The 24,557-nt window shown below is 61.0% G+C and carries 21 protein-coding genes; 14 read left to right on the top strand and 7 right to left on the bottom strand.

All coding sequences use genetic code 11. The annotated features are described in order from the left end of the window. Positions 1-70 precede the first annotated feature (70 nt). Positions 71-1,264 (bottom strand): M14 family metallopeptidase, encoded by a 1,194-nt coding sequence (locus MesoLj_RS30870; RefSeq protein ID WP_202323682.1) that lies wholly within the window; start codon positions 1,262-1,264, stop codon positions 71-73. 459 nt (positions 1,265-1,723) lie between these two features. Between MesoLj_RS30870 and MesoLj_RS30865 the strand changes: the two genes are divergently transcribed. Then, a complete protein-coding gene (locus MesoLj_RS30865) occupies positions 1,724-2,782 on the top strand; it encodes a helix-turn-helix domain-containing protein (RefSeq protein WP_202323681.1) in 1,059 nt (352 codons plus the stop codon). Between the two features lie 121 nt (positions 2,783-2,903). Here the strand turns inward: MesoLj_RS30865 and MesoLj_RS30860 are convergent, their stop codons facing one another. Then, the gene (locus tag MesoLj_RS30860; RefSeq protein ID WP_140775152.1) at positions 2,904-4,334 is read right to left on the bottom strand and encodes a basic amino acid/polyamine antiporter; all 1,431 of its coding nucleotides are present in this window, start codon (positions 4,332-4,334) and stop codon (positions 2,904-2,906) included. Positions 4,335-4,600: 266 nt separating this feature from the next. Between MesoLj_RS30860 and MesoLj_RS30855 the strand changes: the two genes are divergently transcribed. From MesoLj_RS30855 to MesoLj_RS30840, 4 genes are all read left to right on the top strand, one after another. Then, positions 4,601-6,034, top strand: a complete 1,434-nt coding sequence (locus MesoLj_RS30855; protein WP_140775153.1) for a basic amino acid/polyamine antiporter — start codon at positions 4,601-4,603, stop codon at positions 6,032-6,034. An 18-nt stretch (positions 6,035-6,052) separates the two neighbouring features. Continuing rightward, the gene (locus MesoLj_RS30850) at positions 6,053-7,297 is read left to right on the top strand and encodes an arginine deiminase (RefSeq protein ID WP_140775154.1); all 1,245 of its coding nucleotides are present in this window, start codon (positions 6,053-6,055) and stop codon (positions 7,295-7,297) included. Between the two features lie 306 nt (positions 7,298-7,603). Continuing rightward, entirely contained in the window at positions 7,604-7,885 is a 282-nt protein-coding gene (locus MesoLj_RS30845; RefSeq protein ID WP_140775155.1) for a YMGG-like glycine zipper-containing protein, read from the top strand. 256 nt (positions 7,886-8,141) lie between these two features. Next, positions 8,142-9,182: an AI-2E family transporter gene (locus MesoLj_RS30840; RefSeq protein WP_202323680.1), complete on the top strand. Its 1,041-nt coding sequence runs from the start codon at positions 8,142-8,144 to the stop codon at positions 9,180-9,182. 302 nt (positions 9,183-9,484) lie between these two features. Here MesoLj_RS30840 and MesoLj_RS30835 read toward each other — a convergent pair whose 3' ends face one another. Genes MesoLj_RS30835 through MesoLj_RS30820 form a run of 4 tightly spaced genes read right to left on the bottom strand, consistent with a single transcriptional unit; the run spans position 9,485 to position 11,625 of the window. Next, entirely contained in the window at positions 9,485-9,658 is a 174-nt protein-coding gene (locus tag MesoLj_RS30835) for a hypothetical protein (protein ID WP_172351756.1), read from the bottom strand. A gap of 32 nt (positions 9,659-9,690) precedes the next feature. Next, positions 9,691-10,818, bottom strand: coding sequence for a WD40 repeat domain-containing protein (locus MesoLj_RS30830; RefSeq protein WP_202323679.1), 1,128 nt, complete (start codon positions 10,816-10,818; stop codon positions 9,691-9,693). A gap of 13 nt (positions 10,819-10,831) precedes the next feature. Beyond that, positions 10,832-11,155, bottom strand: coding sequence for a hypothetical protein (locus tag MesoLj_RS30825; protein WP_202323678.1), 324 nt, complete (start codon positions 11,153-11,155; stop codon positions 10,832-10,834). Then, the gene (locus tag MesoLj_RS30820; protein WP_202323677.1) at positions 11,152-11,625 is read right to left on the bottom strand and encodes a hypothetical protein; all 474 of its coding nucleotides are present in this window, start codon (positions 11,623-11,625) and stop codon (positions 11,152-11,154) included. Before MesoLj_RS30820 ends, MesoLj_RS30825 begins: the two co-directional genes overlap by 4 nt. Positions 11,626-12,188: 563 nt before the next feature. Between MesoLj_RS30820 and MesoLj_RS30815 the strand changes: the two genes are divergently transcribed. From MesoLj_RS30815 to MesoLj_RS30775, 9 genes are all read left to right on the top strand, one after another. Beyond that, a complete protein-coding gene (locus tag MesoLj_RS30815; protein ID WP_196772366.1) occupies positions 12,189-13,862 on the top strand; it encodes an aromatic/alkene/methane monooxygenase hydroxylase/oxygenase subunit alpha in 1,674 nt (557 codons plus the stop codon). 51 nt (positions 13,863-13,913) lie between these two features. Continuing rightward, complete coding sequence (locus MesoLj_RS30810) at positions 13,914-14,975, top strand: NADH:ubiquinone reductase (Na(+)-transporting) subunit F (protein ID WP_140775159.1); 1,062 nt, start codon at positions 13,914-13,916, stop codon at positions 14,973-14,975. 47 nt (positions 14,976-15,022) lie between these two features. Beyond that, the gene (locus MesoLj_RS30805; protein ID WP_140775160.1) at positions 15,023-16,081 is read left to right on the top strand and encodes an aromatic/alkene monooxygenase hydroxylase subunit beta; all 1,059 of its coding nucleotides are present in this window, start codon (positions 15,023-15,025) and stop codon (positions 16,079-16,081) included. Positions 16,082-16,098: 17 nt separating this feature from the next. Next, complete coding sequence (locus tag MesoLj_RS30800; RefSeq protein ID WP_056565037.1) at positions 16,099-16,470, top strand: MmoB/DmpM family protein; 372 nt, start codon at positions 16,099-16,101, stop codon at positions 16,468-16,470. A gap of 91 nt (positions 16,471-16,561) precedes the next feature. Next, on the top strand, positions 16,562-17,638 hold the full coding sequence (locus MesoLj_RS30795; protein ID WP_140775161.1) for an NAD(P)-dependent alcohol dehydrogenase: 1,077 nt from the start codon (positions 16,562-16,564) through the stop codon (positions 17,636-17,638). Positions 17,639-17,678: 40 nt separating this feature from the next. Further along, complete coding sequence (locus MesoLj_RS30790) at positions 17,679-18,701, top strand: amidohydrolase family protein (protein WP_202323676.1); 1,023 nt, start codon at positions 17,679-17,681, stop codon at positions 18,699-18,701. A 5-nt stretch (positions 18,702-18,706) separates the two neighbouring features. After that, positions 18,707-19,504 (top strand): iron-sulfur cluster assembly protein, encoded by a 798-nt coding sequence (locus MesoLj_RS30785; protein ID WP_202323675.1) that lies wholly within the window; start codon positions 18,707-18,709, stop codon positions 19,502-19,504. A gap of 77 nt (positions 19,505-19,581) precedes the next feature. After that, positions 19,582-21,213: a molecular chaperone GroEL gene (gene groEL / locus MesoLj_RS30780; protein WP_202323674.1), complete on the top strand. Its 1,632-nt coding sequence runs from the start codon at positions 19,582-19,584 to the stop codon at positions 21,211-21,213. Between the two features lie 37 nt (positions 21,214-21,250). Then, complete coding sequence (locus MesoLj_RS30775; protein ID WP_202323673.1) at positions 21,251-22,294, top strand: NAD(P)-dependent alcohol dehydrogenase; 1,044 nt, start codon at positions 21,251-21,253, stop codon at positions 22,292-22,294. A 104-nt stretch (positions 22,295-22,398) separates the two neighbouring features. Here MesoLj_RS30775 and MesoLj_RS30770 read toward each other — a convergent pair whose 3' ends face one another. Next, positions 22,399-24,477, bottom strand: a complete 2,079-nt coding sequence (locus tag MesoLj_RS30770) for a sigma-54-dependent Fis family transcriptional regulator (protein ID WP_202323672.1) — start codon at positions 24,475-24,477, stop codon at positions 22,399-22,401. Between the last annotated feature and the right edge of the window lie 80 nt (positions 24,478-24,557).

The following is a 24,557-nucleotide window of genomic DNA, read 5'->3' as shown; positions in this document are numbered from 1 at the left end:
TTTCGGTTGAGCGACACTTGCACCTGCCGGGCGGCGCTTCGTGTCGCTGTTCTTGTTGTTTCAGATCCCGTCACTCGACCAGCACGTCTCCGCCGACAGGATTGGCGCTGTCGAAGATGAGGAACACGATCGGATTTCCCGGCTCGGCTGTTGCATCGGTGCGCCTGGCGCCGACTTCGCCGCCGAGAGACACGGAATATTCCGCGACGATTTCACCGAAGGTGTTCCTCTGGACGGCAACTTTCTGTCCGGGCCGAACGGTTTCATTGAGTTCGACCAACAATTCGACGAAACCGCCATGCGTCGCGATCACGGGAAACATGCCGTCCGCGACGAAAACGTTCGTATCCTTGCTGGTTTTGCCGATAGGGCCTGAAATTATTCCGTGATGCTTGATGACGTTCATCGTCCCTTCGACGAACAGGGCGATCTTATCGTGATCGAAGACCCGCGGCTTGCCGATTTCGGGCGTGAAGGCCGGAATCCCGGCATCGATGAGGGCATTGGCAAGAAGGCCATGCTCACCCAAATTGTCGAAAATCTGGTCGACCGGATAGAGCTCCGCCATCGCCCGCACTTCGGGGAATTCCATGCGAGCAAGATGGAAGGCCGTCGCGTCCATGCCCGTGGCTGCTGTATGGAAATCGATCCCGTAGTCGAGGTTTGGCCGCAGAAGCCGGTTGAATACGAGGCCGGCGTGGCGCGACGGCGCGTCGGGCGCGCCTTCATTGCCAGGGAACAGCCGGTTGATGTCGATCAGGTCGATCCCGCGCCCCGAACTCGGCCATCTCCGTTCCATGCCCTCCATTGCGGGGCGCGAAATGTCGAATGCCGCCACCACGGATCCCGACATCGCGGCCGGATCGAGCTCACGCATGACGGATTGCACGGTGTGAATAGGGCTCATTTCATCGCCATGCACGCCGCACATCAGTCCTAGGCGTTTGCCCGGCGCGGCCCCCTTGGCGACCATCACCGAGACGTACCAGTGCTGGCCCGTCGGCATTTGGACGCCCTGGAAATAAAAGCTGTGCTTGCCTGGTTCCAGATCAGAGATGTCAAGCGAACTGATGACCTTCTTTCCGTCGATGATATCGCCGGTGTAGACGGTTCCCGACGTGCTGGCGGGGGACGCAGTTGCAGGTGCCGAGCCCGTTTGTGCCTGCGCCGGTCCGGCCATGAGCGCAGCGGCAGCGCCGATCGTGGCGACCGATGCGATCATGAAGTCCCGACGGCCGAGGCCCTCGCTGGGTTCATTCGCCATGGCTGTGTCCCTTGCCGATCAGGATCATGCTGCGGATCTCGCGGTGACGCCTACAAGGGCGGCCAGATCATCTCTGCCGATCCCCGTGAGCGCATGGTGTTCGGGCATTAGTCCACCGGACGTTTCAGGGAGTACAGCCTCAGACAAGAAAAATGGACTGGTGGTCTATGATTGGGATGCTTTGCATACTGAAAGGACAGCCCCCGCAAACTCATGTGAAAGCGCCGGGTGCGATACAACCGCCTCGGGCTTCGATGCACGCGATCAGGATCGGTCCGCGGATTAGCCAGCAGATCAATCAGAAAGGCCGGATAACAGCTTAACGATTGGTTAGTGTGATTTCGATGCTGCGAAACTGGCAGGCGCTACATTAGCCCCCGGCAACTGGTCTGCTTGAGGCGGCTAGGCTATCATGAAGAAGACGTGATCCGTGTTGCAGCAATAAGACGGAGAGTTGTCATGGATGCCAAGGATGATGCCGCCGGGCGATCCGGAAAAGCAGATGACGAGCCCCTGCAATGCGTCGTCGACATGGACACTTCCTCGGCACCACCCGCCGAGCAATTCGACCTGTTTCGAAGCTGGCATCAAGGTGTTGCCGACGCTGAACTTCTGCAAGACCAGAGCCATTCGTTTCCAGCACATGAAACAGTGTGGGATTTGGGAACGTTGGGTGTCATGTTCCTCGAATTGCCCGGTAATGCCTACCGCTGTCGCTGGCGCTGGCGGCATTTGAAAAACCCCTCGGTAGACAATTGGTATTTGAGCCTGCCCCTATCCAAGGGCAGGCATCCTGGAAATTGGCAGGTCGTGAAAACGACCCTGCAATCTTTCGCAGAGCCCTACGAATGCATGATGGAGGATGATGCCCTCCTTGCGCTTTTCTTGCCCCGCGATCTGCCATTCATCCAATCATCCAGGATCGAAATTCGCGAGGAGTCGAAACGCTTCTTGGCGGACTATGTGCTGCTCTTGTACCGCTCGCTTCCCGATCTGAAAGCGGTGGACATACCGCACATTGCCACTGCGACCACCAATCTGCTGGCCGCGTGCCTGTTGCCATCGCATGAGCGCGTCACCGAGGCACAGCGTGTGATAGACGCCGTGATCGTCGAGCGCGCCGCCAAGATCATTGCAAAAAACCTGAGCGATCGGAACTTGACACCCGACAGGCTTTGCCGCGACCTCGGCGTGTCCCGCTCTCGCCTCTACCGGATATTTGAATCCGCTGGAGGTGTTTCGAATTATATTCGCCACAAACGTCTCATCAAGACACGCGATATACTTGCTGACAGCCTGGATGGACGACCGATCTCCACCGTTGCCGGGGAATGGGGCTTCACGGATCCATCGGCATACAGCCGGATGTTCAGGAAGGAATTCGGCATCACGCCAAAGGAGGCACGCGCGGAAGGCTGGCGAGGTGCTCAGGCCGCGACCTTGCAGCACATCGGTCATGCCGAGAGCAGGGCACACACGTTGAGCGGTCTTCTGCTGCGAAACAGCTTTGGACCCTAGAGAAATTCCAGCAAAAGTGTGATCGGTTTTCCCGGGAAAAGTGCGTAGCGCTTTCCCTGGGGAATTGCGTTGAAACAAAGAGATGGAGCGTTTTACCGTTTCGGTGAAACGGTGAAACGCCCTAGACCGCGATGAGGCCGGCAAGGATGCCGTAGATTGCCGCGACCGCGCCAAGCGCGGCGACGGCGAACATCCCCATCTCGACGGGAGTGAATATCCTCTGCCCGCGTTCCTTGCGAGCCATGATAAAGAGGATCGTACCCGGTCCGTAGATGGCGGCCGATAGCAGCAGGTGCTTGGCGCTGGCGGCGTATATGAGACCGGCGGTATACACCAATGCTATTGCTGCCCTTGCGAAATCGACGCGCCGCGCCGCGGGGTCGTTCTCATAGCTCTCACCACTCCATGCGAGCTTGAACCCGTAGGCGGCGACGAGAAGGTAAGGGATGAGGATCATGGAACTCGTCAGTTCGAGCGCGAGCCTGAAGGCCTGTTGAGCAAAGAGCGTGAGGATCAGGAAGACCTGCACGACCGTATTGGTCAGCCAGAGTGCGCTCGACGGCACGCCATGCTTGTTCTTGTGTGCAAGAAAACGCGGCATGGTCTGGTGATGTGATGCGGTGAACAGGATTTCGGCGGCCAGCAGCACCCAGGACAGATAGGCGCCGGCAACGGAGATCAGCAAGCCGAAGCTGACGAACTTGGCGCCCCATGGTCCGACCACCGCCTCCAATACGCCGGCCATGGATGGATTGCGCAGCGCTGTCAGCTCGGGACGAAGCATGATCCCGTAGGACAGGATAGTCACCAGCACGAGCAGACACAGCACGCCGAGGAAACCAAGAAGCGTCGCGACCCCAACATCCCCGCGGTTGCGTGCGTAACGCGAATAGACGCTCGCGCCTTCGATTCCGACAAAGACGAATACGGTCACCAGCATCGTCCCGCGAACCTGGCTCGCGATGGCGCCAACGCTGACTTCTTCCCCGCCCCAGAAATTGGCTGTGAAGATATCGGCCCTGAAGCCATAGATGACGAAAACGATAAAGAGAAAGATCGGAATGATCTTGGCGTAGGTAACGACGGTATTGATCGCCGCCGCTTCCTTGACGCCGCGCAGCACCAGCGAATGCACGATCCACAGGAGCATCGAGGAAATGACGATCGCCGTGACGGTATTGCCGTCGCCGAACACCGGAAAGAAAAGCCCTAGCGTCGACTTTATCAGCACGAAATAAGAGACGTTGCCGAGAACGGCGGCAGACCAGTAGCCGAGGGCCGAGAGGAAGCCGAGATAGTTGCCAAAGCCGGCCTTGGCATAGGCGTATACGCCCGCGTCGAGATCTGGCTTGCGAAGCGACAAGGTCTGGAAGACGAACGCCAGCATCAGCATGCCGACGCCGGCAATGGCCCAAGCGATCATCGCCCCGAACGGGCCGGTTTCGCGGCCGAAGGCCTGCGGCAACGAGAAGATGCCCGCGCCGACCATCGAACCGACGACCATGGCCGTCAGGGTCCATATCGAGAATTTCTGCTGAACGGCTGAGTTCATCGAATGGATCAACAATTCCTTTGGCCGATGGACCGTTCAGGAGGCCTCTTTGTCACGCCCGCAACCTAGCCCGAGTCTGACGCCCATGTGATTGGCATAAAATCCCGCCAGTATACCTGACGTCCCAAACCTTTCCCGTGGCTCGTGTAACCGGTTGCCGACGTCCGGATTTACTGCTTCTGATCATACATAACCTTGCTGGATCGAGACGTGTCGGCGAGGCGTCCGATCGCGAACTCTGGTTCGCGCAGCCAGGAGAGAGGTCTATGGCTTCAAACGATAATCAGAAGCTTTCGCTGTTTGCGCTGACCAGCATGGTTGTGGGATCGATGGTCGGCGCGGGCATTTTCAATCTGCCTGGCCGGTTCGCGACCGCGACAGGTCCGTTCGGCGCGATCATCGCCTGGGCCATTGCGGGAACCGGCATGTACATGCTGGCGCGGGTGTTCCAGGCGTTGGCCGAGAAGAGGCCAGACATCGACTCAGGCGTCTTCGCCTATGCCAAGGCCGGCTTCGGCAACTACATGGGCTTCCTGTCGGCTTTCGGCTATTGGCTTGGCAGTTGCCTGGGCAACGTCTTCTATTGGGTGCTCATCGGCTCGACGCTGGGGCGGTTCTTTCCCGGGATATTTGGAGACGGCAGCAGCGCCATCGCGATCATCGTGTCGCTGATCGGCATCTGGGCTTTCCACTTCATGATCCTTCGCGGCGTCGAGCAGGCGACCTTCATCAACACCATCGTGACGATCGCCAAGATCGTGCCGATCCTGGTCTTCATCCTGCTCCTGATCTTCTTCTTCCATTTCGGGCAGTTCCGCGAGAATTTCTTCGGCGGGCTGGACATGCCGCCGAAGTCCCTGATCGCCCAGGTGCGCGACACGATGCTGATCACGGTCTTCGTCTTCCTTGGCATCGAGGGCGCCAGCGTCTATTCCCGCTTTGCCAAGGTGCGTTCCGACGTCGGCACGGCGACGATCCTCGGCTTCGTCGGCGTCACCGGCCTGATGGTGGCGGTCACGCTGCTGCCCTACGCGGCATTGCCGCAATCAGCCATCGCCGGTGTCCAGCAGCCGTCGATGGCCGGCGTTCTCGAGGCGGTCGTCGGTCACTGGGGTGCGGTCTTCATCTCGATCGGCGTTCTGGTCTCGGTGCTCGGCGCCTATCTGGCCTGGTCCCTCATCTGCGCCGAGGTGCTGTTCGCGGCGGCAAAGTCGCAGGACATGCCAAAGCTCTTCGCGGCGCAGAATGGCAACAGGGTTCCCGCCAACGCGCTCTGGCTGACCAACATCGTCGTGTCGCTCTTCGTGATCTCCACCTACTGGTCCCGGGATGCGTTCAACTTCATGCTCGACATGACGAGCGTCACCGCGCTGCTGCCCTACCTGCTGGTGGCCGGCTACGGCATCCTGCTCGCCCGCAGCGGCGTTGGCTATGAAAAGACGCCGGATCAGCGCGGCCGCGACCAGATCTTCGCCTGGATCGCGGCGATATACACGATCTTCATGTTCGTCGCCGCCGGGCTCAAATACGTGCTGCTTGTTGCCGTCCTCTTCGTGCCCGGAACCATCCTCTATGTCTGGGCGCGCCGCGAGCAGAAATTGCAGCTGTTCACGCTCGCCGAACTTTTCGTGTTCGCCGTGACGCTCATCGCTGGCCTGATCGGAGCCTACGGGCTGCTGACAGGCGCCATCGCACCTTGAACAGAAGGCAGGAAGGTCATGACAAACAATACTCCATTCGGCGTTCATTCCGAGGTTGGTCAGTTGCGCAAGGTCATGGTGTGCGCCCCCGGCCGGGCCCACCAGCGACTGACACCCAGCAATTGTGACGCTCTCCTCTTCGACGACGTGCTCTGGGTGGACAATGCCAAGCGCGATCATTTCGACTTCATGACCAAGATGCGCGACAGGGGCGTCGAGGTGGTCGAGATGCATAATCTGCTGGCCGAGACGGTCGCCATTCCGGAAGCCAAGAAGTGGATCCTCGATCAGCAGGTCGTCCCGAACCAGGTCGGCCTCGGCCTGATCGATGAGGTCCGTTCCTATCTCGAGGGCCTCTCCAATCGCGACCTTGCCGAGACGCTGATCGGCGGGTTGTCGACCTTCGAATTCCCGGAAAACATCGGCGGCGAACAACTGGCGCTGATCCGTGACGCGGCCGGCGTCAACGAATATCTGCTGCCCCCGCTGCCGAACACGCTCTATACCCGCGATACCACCTGCTGGATCTATGGCGGTGTGACGCTGAACGCCCTGTACTGGCCCGCGCGCCACGAGGAGACCATCCTCACCACTTCGATATACAAGTTCCACCCCGACTTCGCCGGCAAGGTCAATGTCTGGTGGGGTGATCCGACCCAGGACTGGGGACTTGCCACATTCGAGGGCGGAGACGTCATGCCGATCGGCAAGGGCAACGTGCTTATCGGCATGAGCGAGCGCACCTCGCGCCAAGCCATCAGCCAGGTGGCGGCGGCCCTGTTCGAGAAAGGAGCTGCCGAGCGTGTGATCGTGGCGGCAATGCCCAAGCTGCGCGCGGCGATGCACCTCGACACGGTGTTCACCTTTGCCGATCGTGACTGCGTTCTGCTGTATCCGGACATCGTCGATGGCATCGATGCGTTCTCCTATCGCCCCGATGGGAAGGGCGGCGTCGAACTCCACAAGGACAAGGGCAGTTTCGTCGAGACGGTGCGCGATGCGCTTGGTCTCAAGAAGATGCGCGTCGTTCAAACCGGCGGCAACGATTACATGCGTGAGCGCACCCAGTGGGACAGTGGCGCCAACCTTGTCTGTGCCTCGCCAGGCGTGGTGTTCGCCTATGACCGCAATACCTACACCAACACGCTGCTTCGCAAGGAAGGCATCGAGGTCATCACCATCACCGGCGCCGAACTCGGGCGTGGACGTGGCGGCGGTCACTGCATGACCTGTCCGATCATCCGCGACGCCGTCGATTATTGACCGTCAAGGACCAAGGCGCGGACGTTGTTGAGCCGGTCGAGGTGGGAACATGGCCCCACCTCGACACTCCCTGTGCCCAAGAGGCCGCAGCGGCATCCTGTCAACCCATAAGTGCGCGGGTCGTCATCGGGCGGCCTCTGGCGTGCCCACGATCCCCTCGTTTCGGGCTTGAGCTGGAGCCAGATGAATCAGAGACGGGGGACACATTTTTTGGATTTCCCGCTCATGTGCCTCCTGTTTAATTGGTAAATAACTCAATATGATAGCTCTACTCAGAGCTATGTGAAATCGCTCGGAGAATAGAGAATGCGCAAGATTGCTTTTGCTGCTGTGTTGGCCGTACTGGCGTCAGGATGCACGGCTACTGAACAGCGGACCGCAGGCACGGCCTTGGCCGGCGCAGGCACTGGTGCGGTCATAGGCGGCCTTGCCAACGGTAGTCGTGGGGCGCTCGTGGGCGCGGCAATCGGCGGAGGCACGGGTGCCGTCGTCGGCGCCGCCACGGCGCCTCGCGAATGCTGGGCTCGCGACCGGTGGGGCCACAAGATACGTGACCGCAACGGACGGCCCGTCACGAAGCGTTGCTGAACGCACAGTGGAACTGGGGCCGGAGCATCATCGCATCCTGCCCCTCTTCTCCTTCGCCATGGCAGCAATTGATACTGCCGCGATTTCGACCCGTCGGAATTGATCCGGATAACGCTATATTTGCAGGCTTTCGGCAGCAAATGTCATGGTATGATAGTGCTGTCTTGTGTCGTTGCTCCGAAAGTCTGCCTGTTTCCAGCGATGTTCTAGAAGTGTCTGCGATGCAATCGCTGCACGCGAGGTCCGAAATCATATCATGACAGAACGAGCGCTTGTCGCACCTATCTGCATCCTGGCGATAATCGCCGTGGTGACAGCGCTCTACACCGCGGCCTCGGTTCTGGCGCCGGTCGCCTGCGCTCTGTTCCTGATAGCGCTCGTATGGCCTTTGCAACAGAATTTGCAGCGATTTCTTCCAAAGCTGCTCGCTCTGGCGGTTGTCGTCTGCGTCGTCGTCCTTGGCTTTTTCGTGTTTGCATCGGCCGCGACCTGGGGATTTAGCCGCATAGGTCGATCGGTCATTGCCGACAGCGCCCGCTTCCAGTTGCTTTACGGCCAGCTTGCCGATTGGCTTGAGGGCCACGGTATCGTTGTGGCCGGGGTATGGGCCGAGCATTTCAACGTGGGTTGGCTCGTGCGGATAGCGCAAGGCGTGACGGCGCGGCTGAACACGATGATCTCGTTCTGGATCGTGGTTGTCGTCTATGTCTTGCTGGGCCTGCTTGACACCAAGACGATCGCTGACAATGCCCGTGCGGCGTTAGACCCCGGCACCGCGAGCGTGCTGATCGATGGAAGTGTCCAGACGGCAGCTAAGTTGCGCCGCTATATGCTGGTCAGGACGCTGATGAGCGTTGCAACGGGCTCGATGGTTTGGGCGCTGTCAGCCGTCTTCGGCCTGAGATTTGCAGCCGAATGGGGCGTCATCGCCTTCACGCTGAACTATATTCCGTTCATAGGCCCGCTCGTTGCGACGTCCTTGCCCACGCTTTATGCCCTGGCGCAATTCGGCTCACCGCAGGCCGCCATAACGATCTTTGCCGGTCTCAATGTCATCCAGTTCGCGATCGGCAGCTATATCGAGCCGCGGGTGGCTGGCTACGCATTGGCGGTATCGCCTTTTGTGGTCTTGTTCTCGGTATTCTTCTGGTCTTTTCTGTGGGGTGTATTCGGTGCGTTCATAGGCGTTCCCATCACCATCGCAGTGCTCACCTATTGCATGCAATCGCCATCGACGCGCTGGGTCGCTCAATTGCTTGGCCCGCCGGGCCGCATCCCAAACAGGGATGAAACTTGAAGCCTGCAAAAACCGCGCTCGATAGCCATGCGCCTTCGGCAAGCCGTCCGATCGTGCGGGACTGGTCGACATCACCGCCCTGACCTTCACTTTCCCAAGCTGAAGCAGTTCGCCATTTCATGGAAACGGCGAACTGCTCCAACTATTTGTTTTTACGCAATTCCTCCGGGAAAGCCGTTTCACACTTTCCTGCAATTGCTCTAGAGCGGTTCAGCGTTTCACAGAATCGCAGAATCGCTCTAACTCTTTGTTTTAACGCAATTCCGGACGGAAAACCGTTACACACTTTTCCTGGAATTGCTCTAGTTGGTCTTTAGCTTGCCGACGCGGTTCTCGGCGATCCAGCGGGCGGCCAGCACCAGCGCGCCCATGCTGAAATCCTTGCCGTGCTTGGCCACCATTTCTTCCGACAGATCGGCAAGCCGTTCGAAAAATTCGTCCTTGCTTTTGTCCTCTGCGGTGAGTTCGGTCTGCATTTCATCCTCCTGTGTCATGCGGACAGCGTCCGCTATTTGAACATCTGCGCGGGGAAGGTGACGATCGCGGCGGTGCCGTCGACGGCGCCCATCGCCAGATGCCGTCCATCGCCCGACCAGGCAAGCGCGGTTACCGCGCTGCCCAGCGGCCTGACGAGGAGTTCGTCACGCATGCCGACCTGGGCGACGGTGACGCGGCCATTGGCGTAGCCTGCCGCGATCAGCTTCTTTTCCGGGTGCGCCGCCACCACCTCGACCAGAACCAGCCCGGCGCGACCCGTTTCCAACGCACCCGAGGTTTCGCCGCCAACCGGCGGAGCGGTCATCGACCAGCCAGCGATCCTGAACGCGCCCGAGGCAAACAGCGCATTTGCCGGCGAGCTCCAGCACACGGTCCGAACAGGCGAGGGGAACCCCTCGACGATATCAGCTTGGCCATCGGCGATGCTGACCAGGCCAAGGCCTCCTGTCTCCAGCCCGCAGGCCAGCCACGTGCCGTCACGGCTCCATCGGATCGACACCGGGCGTGCCGGGAGCGAAACATCGCGTATCAAGGCCGCGTCGCCTTCAACCGCCCAGATCGACAGCCCCTCGCCAAGGCCCAAGGCGAGGCGCCGGCCGCCTGGCGAGAAGGCAAGGGAATCCGTCGACGATGTCTCATCGCGTTCCAGTCGCGTGGCGCCGCTTCCGCTCTGCGAGAGGAAGACATCATGTCCGTTGCTGACGGCTGTCGTGCCAGCCCTCGCGCTGTGGTCGATCGCGACGATCGGCCCGTCTATCCTGACCAGAGGGTTCGCGACTTCACCGCCGGCGCTCAGATGCAGCACCTCGCCGCTGGCCGCGCCAACCAGAAAGCCGGAATGCGGATGGGTGGTGAGCGGGACATCGCCCTCGGCGAATGCCGCCGTGGCGATCAATGGCACTGCGGGCTTTTCCCGGGGGCGGATCGTCGTCTGGCCGAGATCGTTGCTCACCCGGATCCGCGCTTCCGGCGGCTCGTTGTCCGCGACCGCGGCAATGGCGACGGTTCCGTCCACCGAAGTGAAAGCGACAGCAGAGCCGTCGGCGCTGAAGCGCAGATCCGCGATCGCCGACGGTCGTTGCCAGGTGCGCGCCAAGAGGTCGAACAAGGTCAGGTTCTGCATCGTCTGCTGGTTCATGCTTTCTCTCCCATCAGTCCTTGTTCGTCGTTGCGGCAAGCCGGCGATCAACGTCATCGACATCACCTTCGGCCGCGACAATGCGTTGCTCGCACGCCGCGCATGCCTGCATGATTGCCGCCGCGCTCTGCTCTGCATCATGCAAGTCCCGCACCAGTTGCGCGCTGGCCCCGCTTCTGCCGATTTCCAGCTCCAGGCGCAGCACGTCCATTTCGATGCCGGCGCGCTTCTGGTTGAGCCGCAACGCTTCCGCTGTGAGAGCGGAGACGCTGGCGACAAGATCAAGCCGGCGCGCAAGCAGCGCGTCGCGCCTGGCCGTTTGGGATCCCTTGGTCATTTTTCGCTCCCCAAAGGCCCGGGTGGTTTTTCGAAAGCCGAGAGCAATTTGGGCAGCGTGCCGGCCTGCGACTGGAACTGCTTTTCGGCCGTTTCGATGTGGCTTTTGAGCTGGTCCCAGATGTCGACGCGGATCATCGACGTCGTGTCGCCGGTCAGGCGCTCGATCTCCTCGACACGGAACTGACGCGTCAGCGAAACACCTGAAAACACGAAGTCCCGCAACAGGATCGCATGGCTTTCTATGAACAGATGGACCATCGGATGCGTCTCCGTGGTGACGCCGCCGGCGGTGAGCTCGGCCCGGATGAAGTCCTGGAAATGGGCCTGCAGGCGGTGCTGGCTCTCGCCCATGAAACGCATGACGAAGACCAGGTCGCGAGGCATCAGCTTGACAAGTTCGCCGGCGACGCCGTCGGCATGGCGGGACATTGGTCCGGGCGGCCCGCTTCTGTCTTCATCGTTCGGCATGGTCTTTCTCCAGCGCGAAGCCCGTTGATGGGCCGTGGCTTTCAAATAGTAGAGAAAGACGAAGAATTAAACAGGCGATATGGATTTTGATATTTGCTGCAATTGCTAACTAAATATGTTGCAAGTGCGAATATATATCAAATATTACAGGCGTAAGTTACGGATGTAAAGAAACGTTACATTCGGATGCGGGGTTTTGCGCCGGAGGGGTGGCGATCTTGTTTTTAGCCCTGGGCATGAGTGCTATTCTGGAACTGGCACGCTGCTTGCTTTGCTCATTGTCATAAGAAGCCCATCGCGCTTGGCGCGGTGCCAAAAGAACGAAGGAACGGAGGAAGCAGAGACACATTCCGCTTCGATACGCCCATCGCATATGCGGTTGGCGCCGCGGGTTTCTGCCAAGCGCCTCAAGAACCTTTGCCGCGATCCACTTGAATGGCCGGACCATGAGTCGCGCCTTGATGCGCAACCCTTTGTCATGCCGTTCGCACTCTCACTGGCGGCGTTTTGTGCCGCTTCATGCCGGGGTCAAGGGACCCGCGGCTCAAACCTGGTGGAGGCTTATGACCATGACGTCTCTGACGCTCAACAAGATTACCTCGCAGCGCGGAATCTCCGTCGGCGAGGCGACCAAGAAGATTGCCGACCTCGGCTGGAATCCTTCCTATGTGCAGGAAGCGATGACGTTTCCGACCGACTACAAGATCAACAAGACGCCGCGCGACCCGATGAAACAGGTTTTGCGGTCCTATTTCCCGATGCAGGAAGAGAAGGACAATCGCGTCTATGGCGCGCTCGACGCGGCATTGCGCGGCGACATGTTCCGCAACGTCGAACCGCGCTGGGTCGAGTGGATGAAACTCTTCCTGGCCATCATTCCCTTCCCGGAAATCTCCGCCGCCCGCTCGATGGCGATGGTTGCCCGCATCGCGCCCGGCGAGGAACTCAGAACCGGCTTCACCATGCAGATGATCGACGAGTTCCGTCACTCGACGATCCAGATGAATCTGAAGAAATGGTACATGGAGAACTACATCGATCCGGCCGGCTTCGACATCACCGAGGAAGCCTTCGGAAAGTGCTACGCCACCACCATCGGCCGGCAGTTCGCTGAAGGCTTCATCACCGGCGACACGATGACCGCCGCCTGCATGTACTTGACCGTGGTGGCCGAGACCGCCTTCACCAACACACTGTTCGTCGCCATGCCTTCGGAGGCCGCCCGCAACGGTGACTATGCGCTGCCGACCGTCTTCCTGTCGGTGCAGTCGGACGAGAGCCGGCATATCGGCAATGGCCATTCGCTGCTGATGGCTGCGCTCAAGGAGCCGGAGAACCATCTGCTGCTTGAACGCGACCTGCGCTACGCCTTCTGGCAGAACCACGCGATCGTCGATGCCGCCATCGGCACCTTCATCGAATACGGCACCACCAACCGCGATAAGAACAAGGAGTCCTACGCGGAAATGTGGCACCGCTGGATCTATGAAGACTATTATCGCACCTACATGCTGCCGCTCGAGAAATACGGCATCAAGGTCCATCACGACGACGTCCAGGCGGCTTGGGAGCGCATCACCAAGAAGAACTACGTCCACAAGGTCGGGCAGTTCTTCGCGGTCGGCTGGCCGGTCAATTTCTGGCGCATCGAGGCCCAGACCGACAAGGACTTCGAGTGGTTCGAGCACAAGTATCCGGGCTGGTACGCCGAGTTCGGCGACTTCTGGAAATGGTACGCCAAGCTCAGCCACAAGGGCGAGAAGGTGCTGCTGTTCAACAGCGACGTCGGCTACGTCTATCCGCACCGCTGCTGGTCCTGCCTCGTCCCCTGCCTGATCCGCGAGGACATGGTGGTCGGCGAGATCAACGGCGAACTCTACACATTTGCTCACGAGCTCGACCGTTGGACCACTATGGTCGCCTTCAACGACGAGTATGAGGGCCGTCCGACGCCCGCGATGGGCCGTTTCAGCGGCAAGCGCGAGTGGGAGACGCTCTATGACGGCTGGGACCTTGCCGATGCCATCAAGGACCTGAACTTCGTCCGCTCCGACGGCAAGACGCTGGTTCCGCAACCGCATCTGCGCTTCGACGACAAGGAGATGTGGACGCTTGACGATGTGCGCGGCAACACGCTCGGATCGCCGCTCAACGCCCTGCGTGCCATGTCGCCCGCGGATCGTGAGAAGCATCTGGCCGAATACCGGGCCGGCTTCACCATCAATCCCTGCAACTGATCAGGCCAGGGGGCGGGTTCGTCCCGCCCCTTGCTTTCACTGGAGGTCCGTATGTCGGAAACCCACACGGTCAGGCTCAGCCCAGTCGGTGTCGAGTTCGATGTCGAGAATGGCGAAACGGTGCTCAACGCCGCGTTTCGTCAGGGCATCGCGCTGCCGCACGGCTGCAAGGAAGGGCAGTGCTCGGCCTGCAAGAGCGTGCTGCTCGAAGGCGAAGTCGACATGCTGAAATACTCGACCTTCGCCCTGAACGACATGGAGAAGGAAAGCGGGCACGTCCTGTTGTGCCGTTGCATCGCCTACTCCGACCTGGAAGTCGAGCTTCTCAACTACGACGAGGAGATTCTGGCGAAGGCGATCGCCGTGAAAACGTACAAGGGCCGGATTGCTCGCATCGAGCAGCTGACCCACGACATTCGCGGCATCGAGATCGAACTCGGCTCGCCGATGAAGTTTTGGGCGGGACAATATGTCGACATCACGGTTACCACGCAAAAAGGGGAGACGATTACGCGCTCGTTCTCCATGGCAAATACGCCGGACCAAACCCAAAAACTCTCCTTCATCATCAAAAAATACCCCGAAGGAAAGTTCTCGGGAGAACTCGATTCCGGAGGCATCAGGGCCGGAGCCGAAGTCACCGTCGTCGGACCCTACGGAACCTGCTTCCGCCGCGACGAACGGCAAGGACCGCTGATCTTGGTCGGGGCCGGATCGGGCATGTCGCCGATCTGGTCGATCCTCAACGACCACCTGAAGAGCGGCGAGAAACGTCCGGTCTATTTCTTCTACGGCGCCCGCACCCGCAACGACCTGTTCTATCTCGACAGGATCGCCGAGCTGGTCGGCAATCATTCCGACGTCACCTTCATTCCCGTGCTGTCGCACGCCAATGACGACGCCGAATGGCAAGGCGAGCGTGGCTTCGTGCACCAGAGTGTCGATGCCAAGCTCAAGCAACTGGCGGTCGACGGGCAGGGCGATGTCCATGCCTGTGGCCCGCCGCCGATGATCGATGCGCTGCAGCCGGTGCTGTTCATGAACGGCTTCGAGACCGAGCGGATCTTCTTCGACAAGTTCACCACATCGGCAGGCGCAACGCCGGCCCATTGAGGGCGGACGTGCCAAGCCAACCACAACTGCAACAAGGGAGAGAGACTATGCCTGCAACCTCGAGTTCAGTCGGTTCCGGAGCCGCTGGTGCCGCGATCTTCGCCGACTCCGACAGCCGGAAATACCGGTACTTCGAGCCGAAAGGCCAGCGTGCCACACACTACGAGGACATGACGGTCGACGTTCAGCCCGATCCGGAACGCTACCTGATCCAGGACTGGATCATCTCCTTCGCCGACGGCAAGGGCGCCTATGTCAAGCAGAACACCGCCGCCCAGAGCTCCAACTGGCATGCCTTCCGCGCCCCCGACCAGGAGTGGGAGCGTACCCACTATCAGCGCCAGTCGAAGATCGAGACGATGGTGCAGAGCGTCATCAACAATGCCCGCAAGTCGGGTGCGCCGAAGACCTTCGACAAGGCTTGGGTCAAGATCCTGCAGACGCAGCTCGGCGCCTGGAAACATGCCGAATTCGGGCTCGGCACCTCGCTGATGCAGGCGCAGCGTTACGGCTACACCCAGATGATCAACAACGCGACGCTGACCAACTCGTCCTACAAGCTGCGGCTCGCCCAGGACATCACGCTCTACCTTGCCGAGATCGGCATGGACCTGCCGGGCTGGGACGACGAACTCGGCAAGAAAGCCTGGCTCGAGGACAAGAACTGGCAGGGCACGCGCGAAGCGGTCGAGACCATCATGGGCGCGACCGATTATCTCGAGCAGTATTTCGCCATCAATATCGTCTTCGAGCCGCTGGTCGGCGAGGCGTTCCGCTCCGGTTTCCTGATGCAGATCGCCGCCGCCAACCACGACTTCATCACGCCAGCGGTGATCTCGGCGGCCGAGGCGGACTACGAGCGCAACCTCGCCAACACGATCGACCTGATCCACATGCTCGCCAACGACGAGAAATACGGCGCGGCGAACAAGAAGCTCTTCCAGGGCTGGGTCAAGAAGCACGGCGCACTCGCCGACAAGGCAGCCACCGGCCTGCAGCCGATCTGGTCGATGCCGCATTCCAAGCCCGTCGCATTCGTCGATGTCCGTGCCAAATCCGAGGAACGGATTGGCCAGATCCTCGGCGAACTCGGCCTCAAGCGCTGAAACAGGAGAAAATCGTCATGTCACTATCTGCACGCGACGCAACGCATTCCAACATCTTCAAGGCGATGAAGGACATCACCTTCGAGCAGACGATTTCGCATCAGTGCGGCGTCACCATGAACGACTCGGTCGAGGCACGCGCCATCGCCGAATTCATGGGTCAGAAGCCTGGGGTGACCATCACCTATCAGCCGGCACTGATCCGCATCGACGGCGACGGCAAGCTGATCTTCAAGATGGACGCGATCGGCGAATATCTCGGCCGCGAGATGTCGGCCGAGACCTTCGAGGTCAACACCTCCACCCATTACGGCCGCATGGTTCGTGTCGACGACAACACCGTGATCCTGTTCGGCAACATGGACGAGATGTTCGAATACATCGAATAGCCGCCAAGGTCAGTGCCGGAAAAGCGGATGCTTTTCCGGCACTGACCTACGCAAGGTGATTGAGAATTGCCGGACCACAGAGGAAATACGAATGTCTTCGAAAATGAAAGCCGCGGTGTTTGTCGAGAAAGGGCGCATTGTCCTTGAGGACAAGCCAATTCCCGATATCGGCCCTCAGGACGCGCTTATTCGCGTAACCACCACGACCATTTGCGGAACCGATGTCCATATCCTCAAAGGCGAATATCCGGTCGCCAAAGGTCTGACAATTGGCCACGAGCCCGTTGGCATCATCGAGAAGCTCGGATCAGGCGTCAGCGGCTTCAAGGAGGGTCAGCGTGTCATCGCCGGCGCGATCACCCCTTCCGGCTGGAGCCATGCCTGCCTGTGCGGTTGTGGTTCTCAGGATGGTGCCGGCACCAAGCACGGCTGGCAGGCGATCGGCGGCTGGAAGTTCGGCAATACCATTGACGGCTGCCAGGCCGAATATGTCCGCGTGCCGGACGCAATGGCCAATCTGGCGCCGGTTGACGACGGTGTCACCGACGAGCAGGTGCTGATGTGCCCGGATATCATGTCGACCGGCTTCGCCGGCGCCGAAACCGGGGGCATCCGGATTGGCGACACCGTCGCGGTATTTGCCCAGGGACCGATCGGTCTCTGCGCGACCGCTGGCGCAAAGCTCATGGGCGCAACCACGATCATAGCCGTCGACACTGTGCCGGCTCGCCTGGAAATGGCCCGCCGGATGGGCGCTGATATCGTCGTCGACTTCAAGAAGGAGAACCCCGTCGACGCCATCATGAGGTTGACGGACGGGCGCGGCGTCGATGTCGCGATCGAGGCATTGGGCACACAGGCAACGTTCGAGTCCGCCCTGCGTGTCTTGCGTCCGGGCGGCGTGCTGTCCAGCCTCGGCGTCTACTCCTCCGATCTCAAGATTCCGCTCGATGCATTTGCCGCGGGCCTGGGCGACAAATCCATCCGGACGTCCCTTTGCCCCGGAGGCAAGGAGCGGATGCGCAGAATGCTGGGAGTGATCTCGGCAGGCCGGGTCGATCTCGGCGGCCTGGTCACGCACCGCTTCAAACTCGACCAGATCGAGGACGCTTATGAGCTGTTCGCAAACCAGCGCGACGGCGTCCTCAAGGTCGCAATCACAATCTGATCCGCAGCCATTCAAAGCAACCCATCGCGTGGAGGAAAACATGTACAGAACACCGGAAGGCAAGGACATCTTCATAGTCGACGGCCACACCCATTTCTGGGACGGCAGCCCGGAAAACCAGAAGAACATCCACGGCAAGCAGTTCATCGAGTGCTTCTATGCCTACCACACGGGCTTGAGCCCCAAGGAACAGCTGTGGGAGAAGAGCAAGTTCGAGAAATACAGCGCCGACGACCTCTATCGTGACCTGTTCATCGACGGTCCCGACGATGTGGCGATCGTCCAGTCGACCTATCTCAAGGACTTCTACAAGAACGGCTTCAACACGATCGAGCGCAATGCCGAGGTGGCCAAGCGCTATCCCGAGCGTTTCATCGTCAACGGCGCCTTCGATCCGCGCGATGGCGAGAAGGCGCTGGAATACATCCACTTCCTCAAGGAGACCTACAACGTCAAGGGCGTGAAGATGTACACGGCCGAGTGGAACGGCGCTTCCAAGGGCTGGAAGCTCACCGATCCCGATGCCTACAAATGCTTCGAGCTCTGCGACAAGCTCGGCATCAGGAACATCCACGTCCACAAGGGCCCGACGATCCTGCCGCTCTCGAAGGATGCGTTCGACGTGCATGACGTCGACCACGCGGCGACGGATTTCCAGGGCCTCAACTGGATCATCGAGCATTGCGGCCTGCCGCGCCTCGACGATTTCTGCTGGATCGCGACGCAGGAAACCAACGTCTATGGCGGCTTGGCGGTGGCACTCCCCTTTATCCACGCTCGCCCGCGCTATTTCGGCGAGGTCATCGCCGAGCTTCTGTTTTGGCTTGGGCCGGAGAAGATCCTGTTCGGTTCAGACTACGCGATCTGGACGCCGCGCTGGCTGGTCGAGAAATTCTGGGCCTACCAGATCCCGCAGGACATCGCCGCCGAGCGGGGTGTGCAACTGACCGACGAGATCAAGGAGAAGATCCTCGGCCTCAACGCGGCGCGCCTCTACAACATCGATATCGAAGCCAAGAAGAAGGCGCTCGCCAGCGCGCCCTTCAGCATCGCGGCGGAGTAGGGGCCATGGCAACCGCCACCGTTTCCGGCGATCGCCAGAAGGAACTCTGGCGGCGCCTTGGTGAGGTCAATGACCCTGAACTTGACGAACCCATCACCGAGATGGGTTTCGTCGAGCGGGGCGAGGTGAAAGGCGATGGCAGCGTGGAGATCGACTTCCGCCTGCCAACCTACTGGTGCTCGCCCAACTTCGCGTTCCTGATGCTGGACGGCGTGCGCAAGGCGCTCGACCAGCTTTCCTGGTCACCGGCCTATCGCGTCAAGCTGCACGATCACATGTTCGCCGAAGAGGTTAATCGCGGCATGGAGGCCGGCAAGGCGTTCGGCGACATCTTCGCCGTGCTTGCCGAGGATCAGGATCTCGGCGCCTTGCGCGAAACCTTCGCAATGAAGGCCTTCAAGCGGCGACAGGAGGCACTTTTGCGCGGCCTCAAGGCGCACGGTCTCACCGATCGCGAAATCCTCGGCATGGACCTGCCGGCATATGACGTCGCGCGTTTCGAGCCGGGCGAGGCAGCCAAACAGAAGCCGAGATACCGGGCGGCCCTGCTCGAGCGTTTTCCAGGCCGCAGGGTGGACGAACCCGTCTTCGTGACCTGGGAAGGGCAACCCGTACCGCCTGCCGCACTCAGCGCCTACCTCGCCGAATTGCGCGGCGTGCGCATCAACATGGAGTTCAACGGCGCGCTGTGCCGGGGACTCAAGCAGAGCAGATACAAGGAACTGGATGTGGTCGACGGCGAACCGACGTTGGTCGATTTCATCATGGATCGCGTGCCGGTGCGAGTCGCACCAACCGCCTGAAGCAGAGCCGACAGCAACGGCCTCCCTTGCACGAGGCCCCTAACCAACAACCCGCCCGTAAGGCGGAAGGAGGAACCATGCCCAAGATAATGCTTCATAATTCCGAAGCTCGCCGCGCTCTCGCCCGTGGCGTCTTCCGGCTCGCCGCCGCCGTCGAGCCGACGCTCGGCCCTAAAGGCATGAACGCTATGATCGACCGGCCGATCGGCACGCCGATGGTGACCCGCGATGGTGTCAGCATCGCCTCCGAGATCGAGCTGCACGACCGTTTCGAAAACATGGGCGCGCAAGTCGTCCGCGAAGTATCGATGCAGACCAACGAGGTCGCCGGCGATGGCACGACGACGGCCATCGTGCTCGCCAACGCGCTGATCCAGGGCGGTGTCGAAGCGAACGAGCGCGGGGTGAAATCCGTCGATCTGTGCAAGGGCATCGACCTTGCCGTGGCGGCGGTGGTGGCCGCGCTCAAGACGTCCGCCAAACCCGCCAAGGGCAATGGCATCCTGGCGTCGGTCGCCAACATCGCGGCGACCAACGCAAAGCTTGGCGCCCTGGTGGCGGAGGCGCATCAGCGCGTGGGTGCCGAAGGGGTCATCACCACCGATTTCAGCGTCACCACCGAGACCACGCTCGACGTCGTCGAGGGCATGTCCTTCGAACGCGGCTATCTCTCGCATCACATGGTGACCGACCAGGAGAAGATGGAGGCGGTTCTCGAACGCCCCTACATCCTGATGACCGACCTCAAGATCAAGGAGCCGGGACAGCTCGATGCGGTTCGCCGCATTGCCGACGAGAATGGCCGGCCGTTGCTGATCGTATCCGAGGAGATGTCGCCGGAAGTGGTGGTGACGCTGCTCGGCAAGCAGGGGCCGGGACGATACCTCGTCGTTCATCCGCCGGAATACGGCCATTGGCGCAAGGCGATGATGGAGGATCTGGCCATCATCACCGGCGGCAAGGTGATCGCGCGCGATCTCGGCGGCCGGCTCGAGGATGTCACGGTCGAGGATCTCGGCACCGCCGACCGGGTGAAGACCAGTTCGTCCTACACCTCGATCATTCGCGGCGGCGGCGACCATGCGGCGATCGCCTCGCGCCGCGCCCAGGTTCAGCGGCAGTATGAGGCCTCGCAGCCGAACATCGACCAGGACAAGCTGCGCGAACGCCTGGCCAAGCTCTCGGGCGGCACCGCGATCCTCTATGCTGGCGGCGTCACGCCGGTCGAGCAGAAGCGGACCATCCAGCTGATCGAGGATTCCTTGAACGCGGTGCGCGCCGCATCCGAAGAAGGCGTGGTCGCCGGCGGCGGCTCGGCACTCGCACAGATCGCGCCGTTGCTCGACAAGGTGGCGGCCGGGGTCGACGGCGACGTCGCCGAGGGCGTGCGCCTGGTGCGCTCGGTCATGACGCGACCGCTCTGGCGCATCGCCGCAAATGCCGGCGCCGACCCCGAAGCCGTGGTGGTCGAGGTCACCCGCATCAACGGCGGCTATGGCTACAACGCATCGACCGGCGCCTACCAGAACATGTTCGAGGCAGGGATCATCGATCCGGTTCGTGTCACCTACACCGCGCTCGCCAACGCGGCGTCGGTGGCGACGCTGATCCTGACCACCGAAACGCTGATTGGCGACCTCGCCGAGGATGAGGATCCGACGGCCGGTCCGGCGCGCGGCGGCGGCTCGGAAAAACTCGGCCGCGCCTGAAGCAATCCAGACAATCCCGACGTTGAAGGATACGACCATGAAAGCTGCCAGACTCTACGAATACGACCCGAGAATGAACGTCCAGCTCAAGATCGAGGAGGTCAAGGCGCCGACAATCACCGCACCCGACGAGGTGATCGTACGGGTCGGCGCTGCCGGCCTCTGTCGCACTGACCTGCACATCATCGAGGGCGTTTGGAAGCCGACCATGGATCCCGAGGGCACGCTTTTGCCCTACATCATGGGTCACGAAAATGCCGGCTGGGTCGAAGAGGTCGGCAGCGGCGTCAAATCGGTCAAGCGCGGCGACGCGGTGATCTGCCATCCCTTCCGCTCATGCGGCATCTGCCTCAACTGCCGCCATGGCGAGGACATGTATTGCGACAACGGGCAGTTCCCCGGCCTTGGCATGAATGGCGGCTTCGCCGAATACTTCATCACCAGCGAACGCTCGCTGATCAAGCTCAACGCCAACATCACGCCGATCGAGGTGGCGCCGCTGGCCGATGCCGGCATCACCGCCTACCGCGCCGCCAAACGCGCCGCCAAGCTGCTGCGGCCGGGGAGTTATTGCGTACTGCTCGGCATAGGCGGGCTCGGCCACATCGCGTTGCAATCGCTGCACGCGATCTCTGGTTGCCGCATCATCGCCGTCGATCGCGAACCGGCGGCGCGGGTGCTGGCCAAGGATCTGGGTGCCGACTTCATCCTTGATGGCGGGCCGAACGTCGTCGAGGAGGTCAGCCAGATCACCGGCGGCGGCGCGCATGTGGTCATCGACTTCGTCGGCGAACTCGGCGTCGAGAACATCTGCTGGAAGATGGTGCGCAAGGGCGGGCAATTGTTCGTCGTCGGCTATGGCGGCAACATCAATGTGCCGACCGCGCATCTCGTCATCGAAGAGATCAACATCGGCGGCAGCCTGGTCGGCAATTTCACCGAGCTTGTCGAACTGATGGAACTCAACGCCGACGGCAAGGTCAAGATGCACTACACCGAATACAATCTCGCCAGCATCAACACCGCACTCGACGATTTCAAGAACCGGCGGTTCACCGGGCGTGGCGTCATCGTTCCCTGACGCCCGGCCGGAATGCAGGCGTAGGCCGATCGCCAGTCCGATCCATCGGCCGCAATTCCCCCAACCCATGGCGCGAATGCCGTGGGGTTCTTTTTTGCTGCGTGTCAGAGGAACCCGCGCCGGATGCCGTACTGGCCGAGCTTGCGATAGAGCGTCGGCCGCGAAATGCCGAGCCTCAGCGCGACTTTGCTGAGATTGCCGCTCTCCGCGACAAGCGCATTCTTGATCGCCTGGCGTTCGGCATCCTCGAAAGTGCATACGGGCGCTTCGAGCATGGTCGCGGGATGGTCGCCGTGCATGGCCATGGTGTCGCGATTGCCCGCGCTGATTTCCCCGGGAAGGTCCTGGAGGTCGATCGTGCCGCCGCGCGCCAGTATATGCAGGCGCTCGACCAGGTTCTTCAATTCGCGCACATTTCCCGGCCAGCGATAGGCCAGCAGCGCGTCGAGGGCGTCGTTTGAAAACTCCAGCGGGTCGTTGCCGGCCAGCTTCGCGATCTTCCGGTTGAAATGCTCGACCAGCAGCAGCACGTCGTCGCCGCGTTCACGCAGCGCCGGGACATGGATCGAGACCGCCCCGATGCGGTAATAGAGATCGCTGCGGAAGCGCCCGGCCGCCACTTCCTGCTTGAGGTCGCGGTTGGTCGAGGCGACCAGCCGCACATCCACCGGCCGGCCTCTTGAATCGCCGATGCGGTGGACGACACGCTCCTCCAGGACACGCAACAGGAAGGGCTGGATTTCGAGCGGCAACTCACCGATTTCGTCAAGGCTGAGCACGCCGCCATTGGCGAGTTCGAAGATGCCCGGCTTGCCTTCGCGCGAAGCTCCGGTGAAGGCGCCGCCGACGTGACCGAACAATTCGCTGCCGAACAGTTCCTTGGTGATCGCGCCACAGTTCATGGCAATGAAAGGATCGTTTTCGGTGCGTCGGCTGCCGGCATGGACAAGCCGGGCAAACAGTTCTTTTCCGACGCCCGTTTCGCCTTCTATCAGCAACGAGGTGACACCGTTCGAGCCGGCCACCCGGGAGGCGACATCGACGGCAGCCAGCAATTTTTCGCTTTCGCCGACGATCATCGCCGCGGCTGTCCGCAGGTGCTTGTTTTCCTCTCGGCGGATCACCGTCATGGTCGAGACGGCCGGCACCGATGGAAACACCAGAGCCGCGCCGCGAAGATCGCCGTCAAGCTTCAGCGGCGTGACATGGCAGGATCGCAGATGCGCCGGCAGCGCGTTGGCGAGATCGGTGTCGGAGCCGGAGGCCGGCAGGTTCATCAGCCATCGGCCACGCCCCGGTTCCATCGGGCCGTCCATCATCTCTGTTGTGTCGCCATTGGGCACGTTGTTGCAGAAGATCGCGCGGCCGCGATGATCGACGATCACCAACCCATCTTTGCGGCGGTAGCTGGGTGCCGAGGAAATGAAGGCTTCGAGCAGGCGCGTGCGCTGTTCCTGCTGTTGTTCGGCCAGGGCCTTTTCGATCTGTCTGGCGGTGGCCGCGACCAGCGCGGTGTTGTGCGGCCGGAAGATCGGCGAATAGCCCGACAGGTCGACAACGCCGATGATCTTGCCGTCCAGGGGATCGCGGATCGGCGCGCCGGCGCAGGTCCAGGATTTGATGCCGGCGCAGAAATGTTCGGCGGCATGGACGAAAATCGGCTCTCCAGTCCACAGCGCGGTGCCGATGCCGTTGGTTCCAACGGCATCCTCGTTCCATTTGCCACCGATGCCCAGATGAATGTCCTGGCCGTTATGCAGGGTCTTCTTGTCACCGATCGCGTCGATGAGCACGCCGTCGCTGTCGGCGAGCACCAGCATGGCTCCCGTCCCCTCCAGCAACGGACCAAGGGACGCAAACGATCGCCGCGCCGCCGAAAGCAGCTCGGCGTTGGCGCGGGTCAGATATTCGATCTCGTCACGGTCGCTGTTGAGCGGCGCCTCGATGCCTTGAGCGTTGATGCCGCCGGTGGCGCTGCGGTACCAGGAATCGTGGATCAGCGAGCGGACATGGACCGGATCGCGGGCGCACTTCGGCGCGTCAGCCAGAAAACTTTCCCAAGCGCGCATGGTGGCGCGCTCGTCATAGTCGATGTTGTCCAGAACCAACTGTCCGGAGGCCATCGACGCACGCGACGGAATAGCCTTTGTCTTCATCTGATCGGGGCCGCTCGCGTGTCTCATTCAGTCATCACAGTACCTTTTGAGGTATGCCATTTCTGTATGCTGTCGCGGACTGGGCATGCTCAGCGACGCCCAACAGC

The organism is Mesorhizobium sp. 113-3-9, from assembly GCF_016756515.1.
GTDB lineage: Bacteria > Pseudomonadota > Alphaproteobacteria > Rhizobiales > Rhizobiaceae > Mesorhizobium.
The sequence above is the reverse complement of the archived record's forward strand: the minus strand, read 5'-3'. Positions and strand labels throughout refer to the sequence as shown.